The organism is Lentilactobacillus rapi DSM 19907 = JCM 15042, assembly GCF_001436255.1.
In the GTDB taxonomy this organism is placed as follows: Bacteria; Bacillota; Bacilli; order Lactobacillales; family Lactobacillaceae; genus Lentilactobacillus; species Lentilactobacillus rapi.
The window spans coordinates 32,632-54,381 of sequence record NZ_AZEI01000007.1; the positions used below are offsets into that span (position 1 = coordinate 32,632).

24 protein-coding genes are annotated in these 21,750 nt (G+C 43.1%); 13 read left to right on the plus strand and 11 right to left on the minus strand.

What is annotated here, in order from left to right:
• Positions 1-72 precede the first annotated feature (72 nt).
• Entirely contained in the window at positions 73-1,827 is a 1,755-nt protein-coding gene (locus tag FD12_RS01440) for a hypothetical protein (RefSeq protein WP_056981277.1), read from the plus strand.
• Positions 1,828-1,935: 108 nt separating this feature from the next.
• Here the strand turns inward: FD12_RS01440 and FD12_RS01445 are convergent, their stop codons facing one another.
• Positions 1,936-2,937, minus strand: a complete 1,002-nt coding sequence (locus FD12_RS01445) for a helix-turn-helix domain-containing protein (protein WP_056981279.1) — start codon at positions 2,935-2,937, stop codon at positions 1,936-1,938.
• 102 nt (positions 2,938-3,039) lie between these two features.
• Between FD12_RS01445 and FD12_RS01450 the strand changes: the two genes are divergently transcribed.
• Positions 3,040-4,311, plus strand: a complete 1,272-nt coding sequence (locus tag FD12_RS01450) for an MFS transporter (protein ID WP_054747412.1) — start codon at positions 3,040-3,042, stop codon at positions 4,309-4,311.
• A 5-nt stretch (positions 4,312-4,316) separates the two neighbouring features.
• Here FD12_RS01450 and FD12_RS01455 read toward each other — a convergent pair whose 3' ends face one another.
• From FD12_RS01455 to FD12_RS01470, 4 genes are read right to left on the minus strand one after another with little or no spacing between them, the layout of a single operon-like run.
• The gene (locus FD12_RS01455) at positions 4,317-4,568 is read right to left on the minus strand and encodes a kinase to dihydroxyacetone kinase (RefSeq protein WP_054747414.1); all 252 of its coding nucleotides are present in this window, start codon (positions 4,566-4,568) and stop codon (positions 4,317-4,319) included.
• Positions 4,569-4,590: 22 nt separating this feature from the next.
• On the minus strand, positions 4,591-5,229 hold the full coding sequence (locus FD12_RS01460) for a glutathione S-transferase family protein (protein WP_054747416.1): 639 nt from the start codon (positions 5,227-5,229) through the stop codon (positions 4,591-4,593).
• Between the two features lie 53 nt (positions 5,230-5,282).
• A complete protein-coding gene (locus FD12_RS01465; protein ID WP_054747418.1) occupies positions 5,283-5,573 on the minus strand; it encodes an ArsR/SmtB family transcription factor in 291 nt (96 codons plus the stop codon).
• 42 nt (positions 5,574-5,615) lie between these two features.
• Entirely contained in the window at positions 5,616-6,635 is a 1,020-nt protein-coding gene (locus FD12_RS01470) for a zinc-binding alcohol dehydrogenase family protein (protein WP_054747443.1), read from the minus strand.
• Between the two features lie 425 nt (positions 6,636-7,060).
• On the opposite strand from FD12_RS01470, the gene FD12_RS01475 reads away from it, so the two are divergent.
• The 3 genes from FD12_RS01475 to FD12_RS01485 all read left to right on the plus strand — a co-directional run bounded on the left by FD12_RS01475 (position 7,061) and on the right by FD12_RS01485 (position 8,344).
• Entirely contained in the window at positions 7,061-7,411 is a 351-nt protein-coding gene (locus FD12_RS01475; protein ID WP_054747420.1) for a winged helix-turn-helix transcriptional regulator, read from the plus strand.
• Between the two features lie 25 nt (positions 7,412-7,436).
• Positions 7,437-7,754 carry a MazG nucleotide pyrophosphohydrolase domain-containing protein gene (locus FD12_RS01480; RefSeq protein ID WP_054747422.1) on the plus strand — a complete coding sequence of 106 codons (318 nt, stop codon included), beginning with the start codon at positions 7,437-7,439 and terminating at the stop codon, positions 7,752-7,754.
• A gap of 305 nt (positions 7,755-8,059) precedes the next feature.
• Complete coding sequence (locus FD12_RS01485; RefSeq protein ID WP_054747424.1) at positions 8,060-8,344, plus strand: type II toxin-antitoxin system RelB/DinJ family antitoxin; 285 nt, start codon at positions 8,060-8,062, stop codon at positions 8,342-8,344.
• Between the two features lie 172 nt (positions 8,345-8,516).
• Here the strand turns inward: FD12_RS01485 and FD12_RS01490 are convergent, their stop codons facing one another.
• The 3 genes from FD12_RS01490 to FD12_RS01500 all read right to left on the minus strand — a co-directional run bounded on the left by FD12_RS01490 (position 8,517) and on the right by FD12_RS01500 (position 11,103).
• The gene (locus FD12_RS01490) at positions 8,517-8,798 is read right to left on the minus strand and encodes an Mce/MlaD family protein (protein ID WP_056981282.1); all 282 of its coding nucleotides are present in this window, start codon (positions 8,796-8,798) and stop codon (positions 8,517-8,519) included.
• A gap of 73 nt (positions 8,799-8,871) precedes the next feature.
• Positions 8,872-9,516: a CPBP family intramembrane glutamic endopeptidase gene (locus FD12_RS01495; RefSeq protein WP_056981284.1), complete on the minus strand. Its 645-nt coding sequence runs from the start codon at positions 9,514-9,516 to the stop codon at positions 8,872-8,874.
• A gap of 258 nt (positions 9,517-9,774) precedes the next feature.
• Positions 9,775-11,103 carry an MFS transporter gene (locus FD12_RS01500; RefSeq protein WP_056981286.1) on the minus strand — a complete coding sequence of 443 codons (1,329 nt, stop codon included), beginning with the start codon at positions 11,101-11,103 and terminating at the stop codon, positions 9,775-9,777.
• 107 nt (positions 11,104-11,210) lie between these two features.
• On the opposite strand from FD12_RS01500, the gene FD12_RS14275 reads away from it, so the two are divergent.
• From FD12_RS14275 to FD12_RS01515, 4 genes are all read left to right on the plus strand, one after another.
• On the plus strand, positions 11,211-11,336 hold the full coding sequence (locus FD12_RS14275) for a hypothetical protein (protein WP_263862401.1): 126 nt from the start codon (positions 11,211-11,213) through the stop codon (positions 11,334-11,336).
• Positions 11,337-11,644: 308 nt separating this feature from the next.
• Positions 11,645-12,100 carry an HIT family protein gene (locus tag FD12_RS01505; protein WP_056981288.1) on the plus strand — a complete coding sequence of 152 codons (456 nt, stop codon included), beginning with the start codon at positions 11,645-11,647 and terminating at the stop codon, positions 12,098-12,100.
• A 341-nt stretch (positions 12,101-12,441) separates the two neighbouring features.
• On the plus strand, positions 12,442-14,070 hold the full coding sequence (locus tag FD12_RS01510) for a peptide ABC transporter substrate-binding protein (RefSeq protein ID WP_056981290.1): 1,629 nt from the start codon (positions 12,442-12,444) through the stop codon (positions 14,068-14,070).
• 17 nt (positions 14,071-14,087) lie between these two features.
• Positions 14,088-15,200 (plus strand): amidohydrolase, encoded by a 1,113-nt coding sequence (locus tag FD12_RS01515; RefSeq protein ID WP_054747435.1) that lies wholly within the window; start codon positions 14,088-14,090, stop codon positions 15,198-15,200.
• A 125-nt stretch (positions 15,201-15,325) separates the two neighbouring features.
• Here FD12_RS01515 and FD12_RS01520 read toward each other — a convergent pair whose 3' ends face one another.
• The 3 genes from FD12_RS01520 to FD12_RS01530 all read right to left on the minus strand — a co-directional run bounded on the left by FD12_RS01520 (position 15,326) and on the right by FD12_RS01530 (position 17,511).
• Complete coding sequence (locus FD12_RS01520; protein WP_420843354.1) at positions 15,326-15,544, minus strand: helix-turn-helix domain-containing protein; 219 nt, start codon at positions 15,542-15,544, stop codon at positions 15,326-15,328.
• Between the two features lie 211 nt (positions 15,545-15,755).
• Positions 15,756-16,940, minus strand: a complete 1,185-nt coding sequence (locus FD12_RS01525) for an RNA-guided endonuclease InsQ/TnpB family protein (RefSeq protein WP_225427260.1) — start codon at positions 16,938-16,940, stop codon at positions 15,756-15,758.
• The gene (locus FD12_RS01530) at positions 16,912-17,511 is read right to left on the minus strand and encodes an IS607 family transposase (RefSeq protein ID WP_054747439.1); all 600 of its coding nucleotides are present in this window, start codon (positions 17,509-17,511) and stop codon (positions 16,912-16,914) included. Before FD12_RS01530 ends, FD12_RS01525 begins: the two co-directional genes overlap by 29 nt.
• Before the next feature lie 542 nt (positions 17,512-18,053).
• On the opposite strand from FD12_RS01530, the gene FD12_RS01535 reads away from it, so the two are divergent.
• The 4 genes from FD12_RS01535 to FD12_RS01550 all read left to right on the plus strand — a co-directional run bounded on the left by FD12_RS01535 (position 18,054) and on the right by FD12_RS01550 (position 21,743).
• Complete coding sequence (locus FD12_RS01535; RefSeq protein WP_056981291.1) at positions 18,054-19,193, plus strand: family 20 glycosylhydrolase; 1,140 nt, start codon at positions 18,054-18,056, stop codon at positions 19,191-19,193.
• A 145-nt stretch (positions 19,194-19,338) separates the two neighbouring features.
• Positions 19,339-20,553: a glycosyltransferase family 2 protein gene (locus tag FD12_RS01540; protein ID WP_056981293.1), complete on the plus strand. Its 1,215-nt coding sequence runs from the start codon at positions 19,339-19,341 to the stop codon at positions 20,551-20,553.
• Position 20,554: 1 nt separating this feature from the next.
• Positions 20,555-20,860, plus strand: coding sequence for a hypothetical protein (locus tag FD12_RS01545; protein WP_056981294.1), 306 nt, complete (start codon positions 20,555-20,557; stop codon positions 20,858-20,860).
• The gene (locus FD12_RS01550; protein WP_056981295.1) at positions 20,853-21,743 is read left to right on the plus strand and encodes a polysaccharide deacetylase family protein; all 891 of its coding nucleotides are present in this window, start codon (positions 20,853-20,855) and stop codon (positions 21,741-21,743) included. The genes FD12_RS01545 and FD12_RS01550 overlap by 8 nt, the downstream gene beginning before the upstream one ends.
• Positions 21,744-21,750: the final 7 nt, after the last annotated feature.

Sequence of the window (21,750 nt, forward strand, 5' to 3'; positions counted from 1 at the left end):
ACGAGAAAATGAGTATGCTAAAATGGAACCTGTAGATTTTCTCAATAATAAAGATTGCGAGGCAAAGGTTTCATGGCAGATGAGGGGCATTCACAAAATACAAAATCACTCAATGCACGTTTGGGGAGTTTCATTAAGAGGTATTGGTTAACGGCAATTGCCTTTCTCGTCTTCAGCGTGGTCAATGTCATTTTATTGTTCCGGTACAACTGGTTATTTGGTGGTCAAGATCTTCAATTCCACCTTCAACGGATCGACGAAATGTACAACAATTTAATTCGGGGCAATTTGAATCCCTATATTGCGACATTTAATCTGAATCAACTGGGGTCAGCAGTTATGAGTCTTTACCCCAAGCTGCCGCTGTATTTATTTGCTGCTATTCGATTGGTCATTGGCAACCCAATCACCAGTTTTTATATCGGCACGATTTTGACCACCTTCTTGTGCCTTTGGATTAGTTATGCAGCCTATCATTCCGTAAGGCCAACCGACACGGTGGGAGCTTATGTCTTTGCAATTGCTTATGCCCTGTCCGGGTTGAATGTGACCTATAATTTCTTGATGGTCGATATTGGGATTAGTTTCACGATCATTGTGTTGCCCCTGGTCTTTGCCGGGTATTACCACTGGATAACAGCCGGTCGATACAAGATGTTGACGATTGGCATGACGATCATCTGTTTGAGCCATGTGTTAAACATCTTGATTACCCTGCTGGCACTAGTGATTTTCTTGATAATCGATATCAGAAAAGTCACTCGGCAAAAGTTAGTCAGCCTTGCCAAAGCGGTTGGCATCACGGCCTTATTAAGCAGCAGTTTCTGGATTCCCGCCCTTCATTTTGGGACCAGTCTTGAGATGACCAAACCATATACCTTTCAACTCAATGGGATTAGCCTACTGAAATATACGACCGCGGCTTTGAGCAATAGTATTGCTTATGGCTACACGATTGTGGCGCTCATTGGGTTTGTGCTGGCGATTATCATGTACCGCCATTTGACCCGCTTTAGTAAGGAAATTTTTTGGGTGGGCATCGGTTTTGTGATTTTGAGCAGTAGCCTGTTTCCCTGGCACTTATTTCAAAACACGTCGATTGTCCTGCTCCAATTCCCGTGGCGATTTTTAATCTTGCCACAACTGGGATTCACCTATTTGTTTAGTGTGCTTGGGTCAGAGCTATTGGCCAAGGTACCGCAACGCGCATATAAGCTTGGGATTGTTGGGGTGTTCACCTTATTGGTATTAGGCTTATCACTTAATTCTCAGTCTGGCCGGGTGAATTTCGAACTCAAGTCACCGGAAATTAAAGCGGACCTCTATCCCAACAGTAACCAGATTCCTTTTGTACAGGGGATGGTCTGGTACCGAGTCACTAATTTGAGCCAATACAAACATTTGATGACCTATATTGATACGGGTGACTACCTGCCAAAAATGAGCGATGACACGTTTCATACGTTATCGATGCAGCGGGCCATTCAGGATAATAATCCGGCGGTTAACATTCCCGTGGAAGCGAAAAGTCAGCCTGCCGGTAAACAAATGACAGTTGAAGTTGGAACACCGACTAAATCATTAGCTTTGCCGTTTGTGATTTATGATCAGCATTATACCGTTAAGGTCGACGGCAAGAAATACCCACTGAAATCCAACCGAGATCACGTCTTAACGGTTAACAACCTGGCAGTTGGCAAGCATACGATTCAGGTTCATTATCATAATGGCTTGATGACAGCAATGATTAGTTTGCTGACGATAGTGGGGCTGGTGGCGATTTTGTGGCCGAAGGAATGGGTTAAAACGAAAGATCAGACCAACTAAATAATAGTCAAAATTTTGGTTCTCTAAATTGGTGTTAGCAAACCGTTTAGGGAGCTTTTTTAATTGAAATAATGTCAATTTGGGATTGTGACGGTCCCACTGATCAACTTACATGATAAACAGCATCGATTTGCCCGGCGTCTTTTGGTTTTGTTTGATAAGTTTGACAAACTGAACCAGCATTGCGGCCATCTTTGGTTCATGAAGAATATGTAAAATATCAATTGCGTCCTGCATTTTGTCAATTCCTTGTTTGCCATCAGAATTAATGTATTCGAACCAACCCTGATAGAATCTTAGCAAAATTGCATAGTTGCTGTCTTCTCTTTGAGCAACCAATTCTTGAAGGTGATGGAGAGTTTGGCGTGCCCAATCAAGCTTGCGAAAGTTGATGTAGGTGCTAAATAAGCCAAATAGTAGGCCTCCTTGAACGAGTGGCATGATTGGAAAAGTCTCGTTGATCGATGTGCGTTTAATGGCGATTCTTTCAAGCTGGTGAACGGTTGCCAATGGCATTGCGTAGTGGCTGATGCCAAATAACAGTAGCTCAAATGAACTCCAATTTTCGATGTTATATAAATAAGAAATAATGGGTCGCATCATGATCCGTACCTGGCTAAACCTTTTATCCGTCATCTGGGGTTGATTAGTGTCGATGTCGTTCTTTAATAATTCTGCTTGAACTTGGTACAAAATTGCTAGCAGATGATGCCAGTCGGCTGTACCAGAATTTTCCAGTTCCAGAATTTTTTGATTGAAGTACATCATTGTTTTGGCAGGATTCTTTTCATATCGTTGTCTTGATGAGTCCAGATCTCGCATGAGGGTGACCAATGGCGTCATGAAGTTAGCCGATAGAAATATCGGATTACCAATTAAAAAGGAAGATTTCGTTGCCAGAGTTGAATCTTTCCCCAGTAAGTACAAGAATTCTTCGGCGGAAAAATTAATTTTTCCCAGTAAGTGAATTAAGCGGGTAAAACCAATGTGTGAATCACCATTTTCAAACTTACTTATAAATGAAATGCTGTTATGTTCATCTGCCACCTGTTGAAGCGTTAGATGCCGGTCCTGCCGGAGCTTTCGGAAGAGCTTTCCTGGTTCATTCATCAAATCCCTCCAATTAAATTATCATATAGTGGAATTTTACCATTTCTAGTCTAGTTCTTGGATACAGTGAAAACAATAACTAGAGAAAAGAAGTGGTTGAGGATGAATTCGTACTATCGGAGCAAGGGATTTCGAGCGTTGATTAATGCGGCAGTTTTTAATGGGATTGGAAATAGCCTGTTTAATATTGTTTTCATTATCTATGCAAGTAGCTTGCCATTTAAGACATTAGCGGTCAGCCTGGCCTCATTTGTTACCTATCTACCCCAAATTCTAAACGTGGTGATTGGTTATTATGCGGATGGGACTCATCATAAATATTCGGCAATGATAGCTGCCCGAATTGGTCAGTTTGGCTTGTTTATGGGATTGTCGGTGCTCATGCTGGGATCAACTACATTTTGGATTTTCATTGGTTTGCTTGCTATTAATGTTGTCAGCGATTGCCTGGGACAATTTGCCAATGGGCTTGAGCTTCCTTACTTTAGGCACCTCGTTTCCAATAACGAGTTGAATGCGGCTATGGGGCTTGAAGTTGCCACTCAGACCACGTTACAGATGATTTTCCAAGGGATTGGTGCAGTTGGGATTGTTTGGCTAAATTATCATTATAGTTTGTTTGGGATTATTAATGCCGTTACTTTTCTGGCGGCAGCGGGGATGATTTGGCTGAATAAATCAATCTTTGTTGGCATTGATCCTCTATTGGCAGTTAATCAGGTAGCGAAAGAATTACAAAAAAAGCCATCCATGAAGGACAGCTTAATGATGACTGGAAAACTATTGTGGTCATACCGGTCATTGGTGTTTGTGATTGGATTCGCTTTTCTTGTTAATACGGTTGCCTGTGCATTAGATGGCTTGATCAATTTGGCGATTCTTCATAATCACGTGCTTTGGCTAGGAAACTATGGCAATAGTGTTGCGCTGGTCAATGTTTGTCTCTCAGCGGGAACGGTGTTGGGAGCCCTCATTCAGCATGACTTGTTTGCCAAGACGAACTTTTTGCGGTTAAACGGTTATGTCTGTTTATCGCTGGTCGGGTTGGCGGCAAGTTATACTCTTAGCAACTCCCTCATGCTCATTACGATTGTGAGTGGTCTAAGCGGATATCTAATTGGAAAAGTCAATCCCCGCGTTTCAGCAGCATTCATTAAATTGATTCCAGATGATCAACTGGGTCGCTCAATGGGGTTTGTAAACATGATTGCCTTGGCGGGCGCCTCACTAGGTAGTGGACTGTTTTTAGCGATCGCCAATCTTGGCAGGGACGGTCTGCATACTAGCTGGTTGATATTTGGTGGTGCTTCTTTGTTAATCGCGTTGGCTTCTTGGATTTGCGACTTTTTGAATCGAACCCAGCCAGCCAAGTAACCAAGTTATCCTTTCAATCCTCGCGCTTGCCTGTCCATATCTTCAACGACAATATCAAAAATTTCGCCGAGGGAGGCGCAGTATTCTAAAATCTTCCAGGGGTAATTGGTGTGAAAGTGAATTTTCATCAGGGTTTCATCGCCAACGGCCAGCAATGAATCGCCGTCAAACCTGGCAAGAATTTCGTCGTTTAAATCATCTTCGCTAAGTGGGCAACCTTCAATTAAAAGTTGGGTATCATATTTATATTTAATCATTGGTAAGTTCCTTTCTGAACTGCTAGTGGTCTGATTTCTCAGTTAATGAATGAGGGGCACCTTCAATTTGAAGCACCGCTTTGACACTGGGGACTTGGCGCATCCTCGTATCAAATTGCACTAAATTATGAAACCTTTCCAGTGGATAATCAAGTCGTTGCATCCAGTTGGTCATCACAAATAAGTAAGGATCTGCAACCGTGAATTTGTTTCCCATCAGCCAGGGACCTGCAAAATGACTTTCCACAAATTGCAGCCGGGGCGCAACCCGTTGCCAGACCAGCCGTTTTGAATCAGCGGTATTAGGCAGCCAATTGCCTTTACGAAACGGTGAGATGAAGTTCTTATGGAGTTCACTGGCGATATAATTCATCCAAATTCTGAGTTGCCAGTAATTGCTCGAGTTCTGAGCGAACGAATATCGGTGATCAGCTTGGCGATCAATATACGCCAAAATCACCGCGCACTCCGTTAGATATGTATTCGCTTGAGTCTGAAGAGTTGGCACATAGGACTTTTCGTTGATCTGGTTGTAGTCGCCCTGTTGCCAAGTCTTTGTGTCCAGATTGACTTTTTCCACTGAAAAATTTAAGCCGCTGTCTTCTAGTAAAATATGCGGTGCCATGGCGCTGGTTCCTGATGCGTAAAACAAATTCAGCATATGAAGATCTCCTTGTTCGATTGTTATCGAAATACAAAGTGAAAAAGAAAAGACTATAAGGATTCCAGAAACGAGGGCAGGTATTCCTTAAAAGTCTTCTCGTTAATTGACAAGTATTTGGTTTGCGCAGCTTGGCGGGTGTTGGTTAACCCAGCGTGACGCAGTGCCTTAAAGTGATACGAAACGGTCGATTTACTGATATTGAGCTGTTCACTAACTTCCGAACAGGTCAGCTCCCGATCAGAATGATCCAGGATCCGTAAAATCCGAATGCGGTTTGGCTCACTCAAGGTCTTGAAAATTTCTGCCAACTGATTGTCTTTATTACTTTGTTCGATATTCATAGAACTAACATACGACTAGAATATAGAATTGTCAAACTCGATTCATTCATTTGAAATAGCCACTTTGCCGATTTCGTGATTGGTTTCGACCAACGCATGGGCTCGTTTAAGGTTGGCAACGTTAATCGGCCGCAATACTTTCGTAACGGTTGAGTGAATGTCACCATTGTCCAAAAGGCGGGCAACTTCATCCAAAATCTGATGCTGGGTGATCATGTCGTCAGTGTGATAATACGATTTGGTGTACATCCATTCCCAGTTAAAGGAAGCAGCTTTCTTGGTCAACTTTTGCAAATCAATCCCGCGCTTGTTTTCGGTAATTGCGCAAACCGCACCCTCTGGTTTGATAAGCTCAGCAATCTCGTTCCAATGCCCATCGAGGTCATTTAAATTGAGAATAGTGTCAACATAATGGAAACCCAGTTTGCGAACTTCGGTAACCAAGTTCGCACGATGGTTCACGGTATAATCGGCACCATTTTGCTTGACCCACTTGATTGTCTCAGGACGAGAGGCACTGGCAATTACTTTGAGACCGGCTAAGTGGGCGAGCTGGGTCGCAATTGAACCGACGCCACCGGAACCGTTAATGATGAGGATGGTCTGTCGTGCGTTCTGTTCGCGCGCCTTTCGGTCAATCCGTAATCGTTCAAACAACGCTTCCCATGCGGTTAAGCTGGTAAGCGGCATGGCACCAATTTCAGCGGCGGTTAATTTGGTCGGTGCGTGACCGACAATCCGCTCGTCAACCAATTGGTACTGACTATCCGATCCGGAACGGATAAAGGAACCAGCATAGAAAACCTTGTCGCCCGGCTTAAACAGCGATACGTCATCACCGATCTTCTCGACGATTCCGTAAGCGTCCCAGCCAATGACTTTGGGTTGCTTTAGGGTTCCCCGGCCATGCCCGCGGACACCCACATCGACGGGATTAACCGAAGTGGCGATTACTTTAACAAGCAGGTCGTGACCCGCTGGGGTGGGGACCTCCTCTGTAAATTCTTCAAGACTATCTGGATCATTAATTGGTAAATGTTTCGTAAAGCCAATTGCTTTCATTGTTGTCATTTAAGTTCTCTCCTCTCAACTAGTGAGCAAATCCAAGCGGTTAGGAGTCGGAGCGTAAGTCTCCACAGAGGAAAATTCCTGGTTTTGGAATTTCCCTCTGTGGTGCTTACGTGCAGATTCCTGCTTGGAGGAGCTGTCCTAAAATCAGTGAGCAGATCCAAGCGGTTAACAATCGGAGTGTAAGTCTCCAACGAGGGGAATTCCCGATTCTGGAATTTTCCTCGATGGTGCTTACATGCAAATCCTGCTTGGAGCAGCTGACCTAATTACAGTTCCAGTGTAAAACGCTGAAATTTCTTTTCAAGAAGTGAATTTTAATTAACTAAGTTACAAATTCTTCACCTAGGGAAATCGTTGAAACGTTGATTTGAATGACTTATGATGGAGAAAATGAAGGCCAAAGAGGATTGATATACATGAAACGTCACATTTATGATTGTCAAAAGGGTTGTCCGGTTGAAAGCACCTTGCAAATCATTGCTGGAAAATGGAAGAGTGTCATTATTTATCATTTAATGACTGGTACTGAACGCTTCAATGATCTGCAAAAACAAATGCCAGACTGTTCACGGCGAATGTTAGCCTTGCAGCTTCACGAACTTCAAGCAGATGGCGTGATCCAAAAGAAAGTTTATCCGGTCATTCCCGTTAAAACTGAATATTCACTGACTGACTTTGGCCAAACCCTGCGCCCAGTGATTACCGCGATGGAAACTTGGGGTAACTTGTATAATCAACGGGCAACCCGCCAAGCAGCTACTAACTGATTTTAAATGAAATGGAGAATGAGGAATGACTTTAAAACAGCATCAAGATTGGCTGGTCGATTTTTATAAATCCCGTGACTGGTATCAATACTCATCTTTTATTCGGCTTAACTTTTTGAACGAAGAAGTGGGGGAACTTTCCCGAGCCATTCGGGCGATTGAAATTGGCCGGGATCATCCAGGTGAAAACACTTCAGCCAAGGACCGCAATTATAACCTTCACGAGGAATTAGCCGACGTGATGGATCAAGTGTTGATTTTATGTAGCCAGTATGACGTGGATCCGGACAGCTTGATGGGCTTTAGCGAGCGAAAGTTGGAAAAGCGGTTTGAGGATGAGTAAAGTCAAAAGCTTATAGGGCAACTCACGAATTCTCAAAACTATTTTTTGTGGAAGCGAATCAACAAATTAATTGTCGGAAATGGTACTATTCCCTGTGAGGAGAGCGTGCCAATGACAAAGCAAATACATTTTAGAATGGATAATACATGTATCCATTAGATTTATACAAACGTTCAGTTAACTATTTGGATACATAAAATGGCTCATTCAAAATATCAAGGTCCGAAGATAATCGTTGACATTTAATGAAAATTTGGTATTCTAAAGTTGAATTGTGTTACACTCGTCATACAAGAGGTGATAAGATGGTAAAGACTGATTTAAAACCAGCGACAGTGTCTGTTCGAATTAATCCGGATGTAAAGAAGCGCGCAATTGAAAAGTTAGCAAAATCTGGACTGTCATTATCGGATTATACGCGAATTGCAATCACGAGCGTCGCCAATGATGGGTTGCCGAAGTACTTTGGGATCCCCAATTCAGAAGTTTTAGGTGCTGTTAACGAAATGATTGATGATGCTACTGGAAAAACGCACATGCCCGAAACTCATAGTCTGAAGGAATTAAAGGAACGGTTGAATGATGACTAATATTACCAAATATTCCTCAAAGTTCAAACGCCACTACAAGCGCGTTTTGAAAGATCCACAGAGATTGCCAGCATAACTATAATACTTGAAAGAGGATCCTCATCGTTAGCCATTAAGGCTTAGTGATGAGGATCCTCTTTAATAATGGTCATTTACAAGATCCAACGATTGGTTAACTGCCCCCTTTAGCCTTTAATTCCAACTCGATTTTTTCCAGGTCGGCGAGGGTGCCAATCGTACATTCGTTGATTTGGGCGCTCTTTTTGATGTGTGCCATCAAAGTGAACAAGTCGCCGGGAATCTCCCAGTGCTGCTGGGTATGGTCAGCGTATACCGTTACCGCGCCATTTCGGTTTTCCACCCGGTAGCTAATTTGATGTTGCTTTTTGGTTACCTGGTTATAGTCTTCAAAGGCGGCCCGCAGTTGTTGCATTAATTCATTGTGATCGATCATGTGTCACCAACCTTTCTTCTAAATTCATTGTAGTCGGTGAGTTGAACATTTTACAAGTTTGGCGAAGAAGGCATTAAAGATTAAACAAACCGTGGAGAATCATGCTACTGTAAATGCTCTTGGTTCGCAGATACACAACTCCGAGGATGATGCCTAGAGCGATACGACCAAAGACGCCGATCAGTTCCGGAGGTGTAAATAAGGAAGTCCGGGTGAAATCCCAGTGAGCCAAGCCGAATAATATACTCGAGCCGATAACAGCCCAGGTTGGGGAATTATAAAACGTAAACAAAACTTGAATTAAGCTTTTGCGAAATGTTAATTCCTCTAAAATTGGGGCAAGAATTGAAAGGTAGATAACCATGAGAAACGGGTGCACCGCTCGAATGCTATCGATTGACTGTTCATTAACGTTTGGATGCGGATAGAAGTGAATTATTAAAATTGCAACAATCATCATTGCAATAAAGCCGGTTATAATTGTCAGCCAAAGTTGTCGTTTGTGGTTAGCTCGAAACGGTTTGAGATCTGTTTTCAAATCCTGCCGCAGGAGAAAAATGGCGATTAAAACATCAACCGACTCCATAACCAGATTTAGGAAAAGAGCTGTGTTAATGGTTAACTTGGCATGGCCGATAAAAAGGGCCGTTGAGTAATGAGTTAAAATGAAAACAAGAATGACCAGCCAGTATTTTGTTAAATTCCTACTTTCGCTCATGGACATCACCTGGAATCCCGTTTTGGGTTCATTCTAGAGCTCCTTTTCCCTAATTGCGAGCAAAGATATTGCGATGCAAGTGATAAGAATGATGCCACCAATTAGGATGTAAGGGCTAAACTGTGAGGCCGTTAAATTTCCAAGGATGATTTCATTACTGGCCCCCAAAAAAAGTAAGGCATTCCAAAATCAAAATGCATTACTTTTTTACTTAGATTCTGGGATCAAATCGCTGTTTGCCTCAGTTTCACACATCCATTACTTCGTGTAATCAATTGACTTGGTTTCTTTGGTTGTTAACAAAGCGACCAGTGAGACCACAGCCATTAAAGCTAAATAGTAGCCAACAGAGTGAATGCCCCACTTATCAACCAAGAAAGACGCAATGGTTGGCGCAAATGCGGCACCGATGATGGCGGCTAAGTTGTAGGCAATTCCAGAACCGGAGTACCGGGTGCTGGTTGGGAACAACTCTGGCAATAAAGCGCCGACTGGTCCGTAGATGATACCGTAGATGAAGAAGCCAACGAAGATGAAGAACAGACCGCCGGCAAGGTTGTGCTGTCCCTGGAAGAAGAATGGGAATACCAATGCAAACGCAATGATCATGAGGGTTCCAGTTACCAGAACCCGTTTGCGGCCAATTCGGTCTGCAAAGAGTGAGGCGACCACAATCATGACCCCAAAGAGGACGACGCCCATCATCAATAATAAGAGCCATTCGCGGTTATCGAAACTCATGGCGGTCGTCACGTAACTGAGAGACCAAGTTGTTAACAGATAGAAGAAGGTGTAAGCAACTCCCATGATAAATGTCCCTTTGAGGATTTGAGCCCAGTTTTTCTTGAAGACTTCTGCTAATGGTGATTTTTGAACTTTAGATTGGTTCATTGCCAAACGGAACAGGGGCGTTTCCTGCATCTTTTCCCGAACCAACAACCCAACGACCACGAGGACCGCTGAGACTAGGAATGGGATTCGCCAACCAAAAGCCTGCATTTGGGCTGGGGTCAGTGTGGATTCAAGAATGAAGTAAAGGCCGTTACTTAAGAAAAAGCCAATTGGGGCACCGAGTTCAGGGAAGGCGCCATATAGGGCCCGTCGGTTTGCTGGCGCATTTTCGGTAGCGACGAGGACCGCTCCGGACCACTCACCACCAAGGCCAATTCCTTGAATGAAGCGAGCTAAACATAATAAGACGACCGCGAAAATGCCTAAGGTTGCGTAGCCGGGGAGAACGCCTATCACCACTGTGGCGGTTCCCATGGTTAGTAATGAAACGACCAACGTTTTCTTGCGGCCTAACTTATCGCCAAAGTGACCAAAGACTAATGATCCGAGTGGTCTGGCAACGAAGGCAACCCCGAAGGTTAACAGACTTAAGATAAAGGCAATCGCTGGGGTTAATTTAGGGAAAAAGACGTGGGGAAAATATGTAGCGGCTGCAGTTCCATATGCATAAAAATCAAAAAATTCAATGGCGGTCCCAATCATTGACGCCAAAATGACTGTCTTCACGGGATCTCTTTGTAACGTTTCTGACGCGGGTTCTACTGAATTTAGGGTTGTTTCTGGTGTATCTTCCATAAAACTGTCACTTCCATTTCTATATATTTGTTGGTTACATCAAGACGTTAGGAACAAAAATCAAATGTGGATCTCAAATAGTTAATCACCTCCCTGGGGATAAAAAAATGCCAAGAACTGAATTGACAGTCCTTGGCGAATGCACCAACTCTGCCCGCAACTTGCGGGCACTCAAATTAGCCCGCAGTATTAATAATGATAATAATGCCGGCAATAATTGGGTGAAGTTGTAAGTTTGAGTTGGTCATATTTTTCATCTCGCTTTTTTGAATTGATGTTATCTTATCAAAGCATAAATTAGATGTAAATAAGAAAGATGAAAATAATTCAAATAATTTTTGACCTTTTGACCAATCGGGCTGATATAGCAACGTTTACGATCGAAAATTCTCATTTTATTCTAATTTAAGGACGATTTGTTCCTTATAAACGAAATGATTGTTTGCTTGAATATTAAAGTATCTCATCTGGCAATGAGGTTGTGTTTATATTTTTCAGATCTATAATTGGATTTTAAATGAGTGCTGAGAGGAGATTAAGAATGGTTAATTGGCAAGATGACCGCATTGGTTCTGCGATTAATGGGACTAATCCGATGGTAATGAGCGAATTGCCGGGTGGGTTCGCAGTATTTGGCGACACCCAATTTTTACCTGGTTATTCAGTTTTGATGCCTAAGCGGGAAGTGGCCTCATTGAACGACCTGACGATTCCTGAGCGGACGCTATTTTTGACAGACATGAGTCTCCTAGGCGATGCGGTTCTGCAGGCAACTGGAGCCCTTCGAATTAACTATGATATTTTAGGAAATACCGATAACTTCTTACACGCTCACGTATTTCCTCGATATCAAACTGAACTGCCTGAACGATTAAAAAAGCCGGTGTGGTTATATAGTCCCGATCATTGGTTTGATGAGCGGTATGCTTATGACCCTGATCGGGATGGACAGTTGCGGAGGCAAATTACCGAATTGTTAAAATCAGCGATAAAGTAACTTGACAATTCTCCTTAAACACGATAGATTATAGCCACATTAAAAAAGCAGGGATTAGTCTAAGTAGTTTCTAATATACAGAGATCATTCATTTGGCTGAAAGAATGAACAGAGAAACGAACCACAGCTAATCGCAGGCAAGCGGAACGACTCACGTCTAGTAGGTTTGCACGGGTCATTCCGTTATGATGATAAGTTATTGAACTTACTGAGGCAATAGTTGTGAAGCTATTGCGAATCAGAGGTGGAACAGCGGATTTGTCGCCCTCTCAAAGCATTGTGCTTTGGGAGGCATTTTTTTGTTCAGAGAAATTGTGATGACAATTAAGGGGTAAATTCAGATGAAATTACAATTAGCATTAACAGAAATCGTGATTGGATTATTAGGGCTGGGATTAGCAGGCTGCTCAAATGGTACCGCTAAAGAGACACCAAAAGTTGCGACCATTATGGAGCAGGCAGACATTTCGTCACTTGATTCGTCGATGATTACCGACGTTGGCGCGCTCGAGACGGTCAACAATTCTCAAGAAGGCTTGTACCGGATGAAGGACAGTACCCACGTGGAACCAGGATTAGCTGAAAAAGTGGTTCAACCGACAAACGGTGGAACAGTTTATACGTTTAAGTTGCGAAAGAACTTGAAGTGGAGCAATGGCGACCCGATCACCGCAAACGACTTCGTTTATTCTTGGCGGCGGACGGTAAATCCAACCACCAAGGCAGCCGATTCCTACATGTTCCTGCCAATCAAGAATGCCAAACAGATTGAAAACGGGAAGTTGGCTGTGAACAAATTGGGCGTCAAGGCATTGAATAAAACAACCTTTCAAGTAACCTTGGCAGAGCCAACACCTTATTTCAAATATCTATGCGCACTGGTTCCATTTCTTCCCCAAAACCCCAAAACGGTTCAAAAGTATGGCAAAGCATATGGAACAACCTCTACCAAGATGGTGTATGATGGTCCATTTATTGTGACTGGTTGGTCTGCTTCAAAGGGGAATTGGACTCTCAAAAAGAATTCCAATTATTGGGACAAGCAAGCCGTTAAGCTGGATCAGGTTAAGTTTGTGACTACCAAGAATGCGCAAACCGCACTATCACTTTATCAGTCAGGTAAGCTTGATAATATCACGTTGGCCGGTCAGCAAGCTGCTCACGAAAAGAACAACAAAGGTTATCTGAGCTATCCAAGTGGCGAAACAGATTACATTGCCTATAACTTTAAAACAAGGGCAATGCGCAATTTGAATATCCGCAAAGCCATTTCACTCACCATTAACCGCAAAGCTTTAGTCAATGATGTCCTCAAAAATGGTGCCAAAGCGCCATTGGGATTAGCGCCGGAAGAAATTTCAAAGAATCCAAAAACGGGTAAGGATTTTGCTACGGATTCCGAAGTGGCCCAGAGTGTTGGCTATAATCCAAAGCTTGCCAAAAAATATTGGCAAAAAGGATTGACTCAGCTGGGGGTCAAAAAACTGAATTTGAGTCTCGTGTGTTACGACGTTGATTCATTCAGAAATTCTGCTGAATTTGTTCAATCTTCCGCGGAGAAGAACCTCAAAGGCCTCTCAATCAGTATTAACGTTCAACCAAAGGTCCAGGCGATCACTACGATGCAGCGAAAGACGGGTTACGATTTAGGGTTCGCCAACTGGATTGCTTCTTATCCAGACCTGAACGAATTTTTCCAATTATTGAACACAAATAATGCCAATAATGCCGGCAACTATAGCAATAAACGATACGATTACTATTACAACAAAGCCAATGGGGTGGATTCTCGAAACGCCGAAAAGCGCTACACGGATTTCCAGAAGGCGCAACGGATCGCCATGAACGATCAAGCCATTTTGGCGGTTAACCAGGGTCAAATTGCCCGCTTGAATAACCCCAAGCTTAAGGGTGTGACTTACGCCGCTGCTCAAGGAATCACGTTGAAGAATGCTTATAAAGTGAAATAGATAGGAGAACCGAGAAAATGCAAAAGACAATTACCTTAGATGACCCACAAATTTTTCGAGATTTCGATTGGTTACACGACCACGGTGAGACCGCCTTTAATGAAACTAAGACGACAGCCTATTTAGCCAAGCGGCTGGATGAGATGGGCGTGCCATATGAGCGGTTCGATGGCATGACCGGGCTGATCGCGACTTTGGGAAGTGGGTCGCCAATCATCGGCATGCGAACGGATATTGACGCCTTGAAGCAAACGTATCAAGGAAAAGAAGGGGTCTTCCACTCTTGTGGCCATGATTCTCACATGGCAATTGTGTTGGCGGTGGCCCAATATTACGTTAAAAATCCCCAAGAGCTGACGGGGACTCTCAAATTAATTTTTCAACCGGCCGAAGAAACAGTGACTGGCGCAGAAAAAGTGATTAAGAGTGGCAAGTTACCACATCTGAACTATTTATATGGATTGCACGTTTGTCCTGAATCGGAGGTCAAAGCCAAGCAGGCTGAACCCATCATCCCAGACGCAGCGACTCGGACTTATTGGGTGACCATTAAAGGCAAAACCTCCCATGCTGGGAAGCCTGAATTAGGGGCCAACGTGATTGATGCGTTCAGTGAGTTGAACGAAAAGTTCCGCCGGATCAAGTTAGAAACAGATCTGCCCTATTCTGTGACTTCAACCATGTTTCATGCCGGTAAATCATCCAACATCATTCCTGATTATGGAACCTTTGCGGTTGACTTGCGGGCACGGACCAACGGCTTGATGGATGAATTGCAGAGGCAAGCATTTGCGGCGATGGATAGTGTCCAACAAGGGGACATTCAAATCAATTTGGATGGTAATGACTTTTCGCCAGCTGCGATTCCCAGTGAAAAAGCAATCAATGTCATGAAGACTGCCATTACCAGTGTCTTGGGCCAAGCAGGCTTGATTGAGCCGGTCGTGACGCCTGGCGGGGATGATTTCCACTTCTATGCCTATGATGGGATTGCGGATGAAACGACGATGCTGGGATTGGGCTGTAATTTGAACCCAGGCTTGCACATCCCCGGAATGACGTTTGACCGCGATTCAATTTTGGATGGCGCCCGAATGATGATTGAAGCAGTGAGATTGACAACTGAGTAATTGTCTTAAATGGTATCAAAAAAATGTTCTGAAACCGATGGAAAAGTTTCAGAACATTTTTTGTATGATGATTAAGTTAGTCATGCCATAGACCAACTACGTTCGATAATTGCGGATGATTTGCTTTATTTATTTTTTAATCCCTTGACCAGTGATAAGCCGATTTCAAATCCAAGGCCATGGGCATATCGCTCGATGGTCGTTAGGGAGGGGGTTGCAACTAAACGTTCGATTCTCGCCAACTGGGGTTGCTTCATGCCAATCTGGTCGGCAAGGTCTGTTTGGGAGATGCCTCGTTTGATTCGTTCCGAACGAAGCGTTGTCAAGATTTCGGCAACTTTCATTTCAGTAGTGGGTAGGGGTTGAACATTGGGGTTCGTTTGATTTAACGTCGGCATTCGATTCCTTCTGCTACTGAAAATATACCTGAATGTATATCCAGATTTTTCTTGCTTCATCCTATCCCACCTCGACACAAGCTCTCTACTATGGTTGATATGATAGTCCACAAGCGTAAATTCCCGGCTAGCCACCGGTACATTCTTCGTCGCCTGGTTAGTAGGCTAAAACAAAGTTGTCAGTATCTCTAATATTCAACGCAGCATTAATATCGCGATCGGTCACGTTGCCACAATTAGGGCATCTATAAATGCGTTCACTCAATGATAAATCAACTTTTTTGTATCCACATTGGTGACATATCTTTGATGTGGGCTCAAAGCGATTCACGAGATGGACCGCAATTCCCAATTGTTGGCACTTGTTAATCAGCTTAGTTCTGAAATTATAGAACCCTTGTTGGTTAACTATTTTGGCTAAATGGCGATTTTTGATCATGCCTTTAACATTCAAATCCTCAATTGACACCCAATTCGGTTTGGTTCTCACCAAGTTAGCGACAATTTGATTTTGATAATCGGCTTGAATGTTGTGTAGTCGTTGATACAGACGTTGCACTTTCCGCTCTGTTTTGGCTAGGTTAAGATCAGTAGCAGATCTTCCTTCTTTCATTTTGCGAGCTTTATATGCAATATACTGACGGGATAATTTTCGTTGTGTGCGTCTTAATCGTTTTCGAATTTGTTTAACTTGACGATCCTTGTTCCGGTTGCGATAAATAGTGCCATCATCGATAACGGCAAATTCTTTAACCCCGAGATCAATCCCAATTGGATCACCTAACAAGAGTTCATGGAGTTGTTCTGGTTGTTCAACCAGACACGTAAGATAATAACGTCCCGCTTGTTCTTTAATCCGACCGGATTTAACCACATAATGCTCAAAGTCCGTTGGTAAATAACCATATTCTTTGAATCGCACCCAACCGAGCTTTGGGAGTTTAATGCGGTGACGTTCAGAAACGATCGTTTGCTTGGAACTATTTTTAACAAAGTAATACGATCCTTGATGACGTTTATAGGAACGCCATTTGGGGTAGCCACTTTGGTGCTTAAAAAACCGCTTCATCGCCGTATCAGCGTCGATAAACGCCTGTTTAGTTGATTTAGCGTAATAGTCTTTGATCCATAAATCGTCTGGATTGGTAAGTAAATATTCATTATTGAACCATTTTGCGAACTCGTAAGCTCCCATATACCAATAGCCATCTTGGTAGCGTTGGTGATTCATTTCTAAGAAAAAGTTGTACGCCCAGCGACTGACGCCAATGTGACGATCAATAAGATAGGCTTGTTCCTTGGTCGGTTTAATTTCAATTTTGTAAGTGATTAACGTCATCATCGTCACTCACTTTCTTTTTGTACTTTCGTAGTCCGTATACCCGGCTGGAAAACACATGAATAATTGAAATTAAGTCTTGAACAATTTCCGCTTCTGGAGAAAGTTGCTCATTATTGACCACCACGATTTCCGTGCCAAACTTTGCACAAAAATGTTGAAACCAGTCAAAGCCAAATCTGATAAATCGATCTGGATAGGCGATATAGATATGATCAACTTTTGATTGCATCACTTCATCAAGCAATTGGTTCCACTTTTTGCGCTTATAATTTAGGCCACTCCCGACGTCAGTGATTACTTGATCAACGATGATCCCTTTTGCATTAACATATTGTCGCAGGAATTCGACTTGATCCTGTAAATCATCTTTTTGGGCGGCAGTTGATACTCGGGCATAAATAACATTTTGGCGGTTGGCTGTGGGTTTGCCAATTGCTTTTAAATAATCGGCCTCAGTATAATAACGACGGTTCGTGACGGTGCGTTTAGCGGGGAGTTTTCCTTGACGATCCCATTTTTGCAAGGTCTTAACCGATACCCCTAAACGTTCAGCCAATTCTTTTGGTTTCATGTATACTCACCTCGTATACATTATATCACATTAGACAACTTTCAAGTATATTACTAATAATAGTTTTCAGACTCCTTTGGTAAATGATATCCATTAATCATTTTAGCAGTTTTTCGGCCCAAGCACGGTTAATCATCCAGAAAAGTTGAGATTTTGTCTTTTTGCCAGTGCCAATCCCGTCAGCTAAGGCAATAGGACTTTGAATAAGTGGTTAACATTGGCTGAGCCTCTAATTGTTAAATACGCAGAAATGGCCGACTGGTTTTTGGATAATTGATCGTTGTCATCTGCATCAACAACTTACTTAATTGAGATAGCTTATTGTTAGTAGAACCCCCGATATTAAGGAATTGTATATCATTATTTGAAGTGGTTCTTTAACACTTTTGTCATAATCGATCGGAGTTTCTTAAGACATTCTAACAATTCTTATAATTGAGTGCTGGTTGATTCCATTGAGATTGTTTTTTGTTACGATAGGTTTGCTTCAACGTATTACAGAAATATTTCAATCATGTGACAGATACATAGGGGGCTTTTAGATGCGATTTAAACGGTGGTTAATTTTAGTTCCTTTACTCGTGTTATTGATGGGGTGTAGTTCCGCGGGAAAGTCGAGTCAGGATAAGGCTCAAAGCAATAATGGCAAATTTAACGGGTTAACTTTGGACGTTTCCCGGCGGCACTATCACCTTTCGACCTTAGTTAAATTTATCAATTTGGTGGCCGCGAACCATGGTAATTTCGTTCAACTTCACCTGACTGATGATCGAGATTTTGCCATCGAAAATCAAACGGTTGGCCAGACCTTGGATCACGCGACCAAAAAAGATGGCATTTGGCGCAATAACCAGACGAAGCAAGCTTTCTACAGCAAAGCCCAGATTCGCTATTTAGTTAATATCGCTAAGAAGCGTGGCGTAACGTTGATTCCAGAAGTTGATACTCCAGCTCACGTCAACGGGTTGGTTGACACGATGAAAGCTAATGGCAAGTCGAAACTCGCCCGGCAACTCAGCTGGTATTCAAAGAGCTATGGTGATGAGTTGCATTTGAATCAGGCCAGCATTGATTTTGTTGAAAATGTTGATAACGAAGTTGGGACGGAATTTGATAATCAAAACAACGCCCGGTTCCATTTGGGTGGGGATGAATTTACTGATAAGCTCACCAAAAATCCGGCTTACGTTAAATATTTGAACGCAACCAGCACCAACGTTGAAAAACTCGGCTTTATTCCTGAGGCTTGGAATGATGGGTTCCTGAACAGCGAGCTGGGTGATCTCAATAAGCATATTCAAGTCACCTATTGGAATTGGACGGCAGATCAGTCAGGCAGCCTGGGAGCCCGACGAAAAAAAGCCTGGGCCTCGATGCCGAAATTGATCAGTCACCATTTCAAAGTTTTTAATTACAACGATTATTATTTGTATTTCAACATTACTAAAGCTAACCTGGCACCTAAAAATGTCGCCTATATGACTAAGGATATGAAGCAATACTGGAAGCCGACACTCTGGCATTCCGACCACGCCACCAAGCTTAAATCACTCAACGGGATTGTTGGCAGCAGTGCCTCAATTTGGGGAGATTCGGTCGCCACAATTTCAGATAAAAAAGTTTATCAGGCCGGTTACCAATTTATCAAAGAATTTCTGGTTCTGGCCCGAAAGCCGGCTTGAATGAAGGGGATAGGACAGCTGCGTAAAGCAGAAGTCTGCATGTAAGCACCAGTGAGAAAAATTCCAGAACCGGGAATTTCCCTCACTGGAGACTTTCCGACTTCCAAGTGCTTTACTCCGCTCACTTATAGTTAGGGGGAAGATCATGAACACGCTTAGTTCATTTGTGATTTTATATCCAGTGATTGTTTCGACCGTTTGGATTATTGGTTCAGTATTCTTTTCGATTCAGCAGCGACGAGTGCCACTCATAAATTTGCAAGCCGGTCAACCTGATGATTTGGTTTCGGTGTTGATCCCGGCTCATAACGAGGCTGACACTCTGAAAAAAGTTGTCGAATCTGTCGCCAATATCACGTATTCCAAATTAGAACTCATTTTAATCAACGATGGCAGTGACGACGACACCCTCGCTGTCATGCATGAGTTGGCAGAGGAATATACGAAGCGATTTCCGGTTAAGATCATTAATATTGAAAAGAATCAGGGGAAAGCCAACGCCTTAAATAATGGTGCCAAGTTAGCTGAGGGCGAGTTCCTCCTGTGTTTGGATGCAGATTGTTACGTTGACAAGAATGTCTTGAAACCAATGCTCGCCCAATTTTACAACGATCCCCATGTTGGCGCCGTTGCTGGCAAGCCGATTGTTCGCAATCGAACCAGTATATTGGGTCGCCTGGAGTTGCTAGAGTACGTTGGCGTTATCGACATTATCAAACGGGGCCAGGCATTTGTGACCGGCCACATTACGACCGTTTCTGGAGTCGTTGTAGCTTATCGAAAAGTGGCATTGGCAGATGCCGGTTGGTGGAATGCCGATGCGATTACCGAAGATATTGATGTGACTTGGCGTTTATATCACCACAAGTGGCAAGTCGTTTATTGTCCCCAATCGGTAGCTTGGATTCTGGTTCCCGAGCACATCAAAGATCTGGTCCACCAGCGAAGACGCTGGGCACGGGGCGGCTTTGAAGTCTTATTTCGTAACCGGGGGATGTTTGTGACCGGGCGTTTGAGTGAGCAATGGCTGCTCATGGATATGATTTTAAGCGACTTATGGGCCATCAGCTGCTCGTTTGTCACGTTATTTTATTTAATCACGGTTTTATTTACCGGTGATCTCATTATGGATGGCGTGATCTTATTTCTATTATTATTCATTAGCCTGGTCCAATTCTTAATTGGCTATGCAGATTCAAGAAAATCTGATTTTATTAATTGGCATGACTTGCTATTATTACCGCTCTACGTCATCTTTTATTGGTTTATCAACTTGGTGAGCTGTTTAACTGCCCTGGGTTCCTTCTTCTTGGATCCACGCCACGTTGGAAGTTGGCGCAGCCCAGATAGGGGGCTTTAAGATGAAATCAAACAAACGAACTTCAGGCTTGATCATTCGCAAACAGTCATCCTTTTTAACAAATATCAGGCGGGCACTGATTTTAATTGGTTTGTGGCTCATTACCGGCTATATCGTTTATATCAACGTTTGTTTTCTTTTGAACGCTTATTCAGATGCCCTGGTTTCTGATTATCTTGTGCTCAACCTTTCCTTTAGGGCATACGCTTCGTTTGCATTACTGGTTTTCATTGTCGCAATTTTAATGATTGGGTTTGGCTGGTGGCGAATTCGACGATTGGAACGGAGGGCGAAAAACCATGACTAAAACACAACGGAAGTGGGTCTTAACCGGATTTATTGTGTTGTTTTTGAGCTTATTGGCTTACAGCACCCATCGAAACATCGAATATGAGCTGGGTAATCGCCCCAGTTATGCCATTTCGACTCACGACCAACGGATTAAAAATGGCGTGATGGTCTTTTGTTATCACCGCATCCTGAATAATACCCGAATGGTTAAGTTTGATGAAGATGTGTCACCTAATAGCCAGTTTCACGACTTTAACGTGAACTTACCTGAATTCAAGCAGCAGATGAATTATCTCCAAGCCCATCACATTAAAGTGATCTCCATGCCTGAGCTGATCAGAAAGATTGATCGGCATGAGCCACTTCGGGGAAAGATGGTGACAATTACCTTCGATGATATTGACCGAACGATGATTGGCAACGCGCTGCCGGTATTATTGAAGCACCATTATCCATTCACTGATTCAATTATTACTGGAAATACCGGGTGGTATAAGCAAGGCACCAAGTTGGCGACCTGGCCGGCAATTTTACGTATGAAAAAACGTGCTGGTAACTTGGTTACATTTGGTGTTCATACCAATCGAATGCATTATTTAGTGGACAACGGCACGCCAGTGTTCAATCTGCCGCGCAACTATACCCGCTTTAAGCACGATTACGCCACCAGCCAAGATGTGCTGAAAGAAAAGATTGGCTACCGTTCACCGATCTTCACGTATCCATACGGCAGCGGCACCCCGCAAATCCAAAAGTTTTTGGATGAACAACGCCGGTTAAAGGTGGTTCTCACCTTAAATGATGGCATTGTGACTGGTCGAAGTAATCTGAAACAAACGCCCAGAGTGATTATTAATTCTAGTAGTTGGCCAAGTGTTGAGAAGTGGATAAGAAGTTAACTACTCC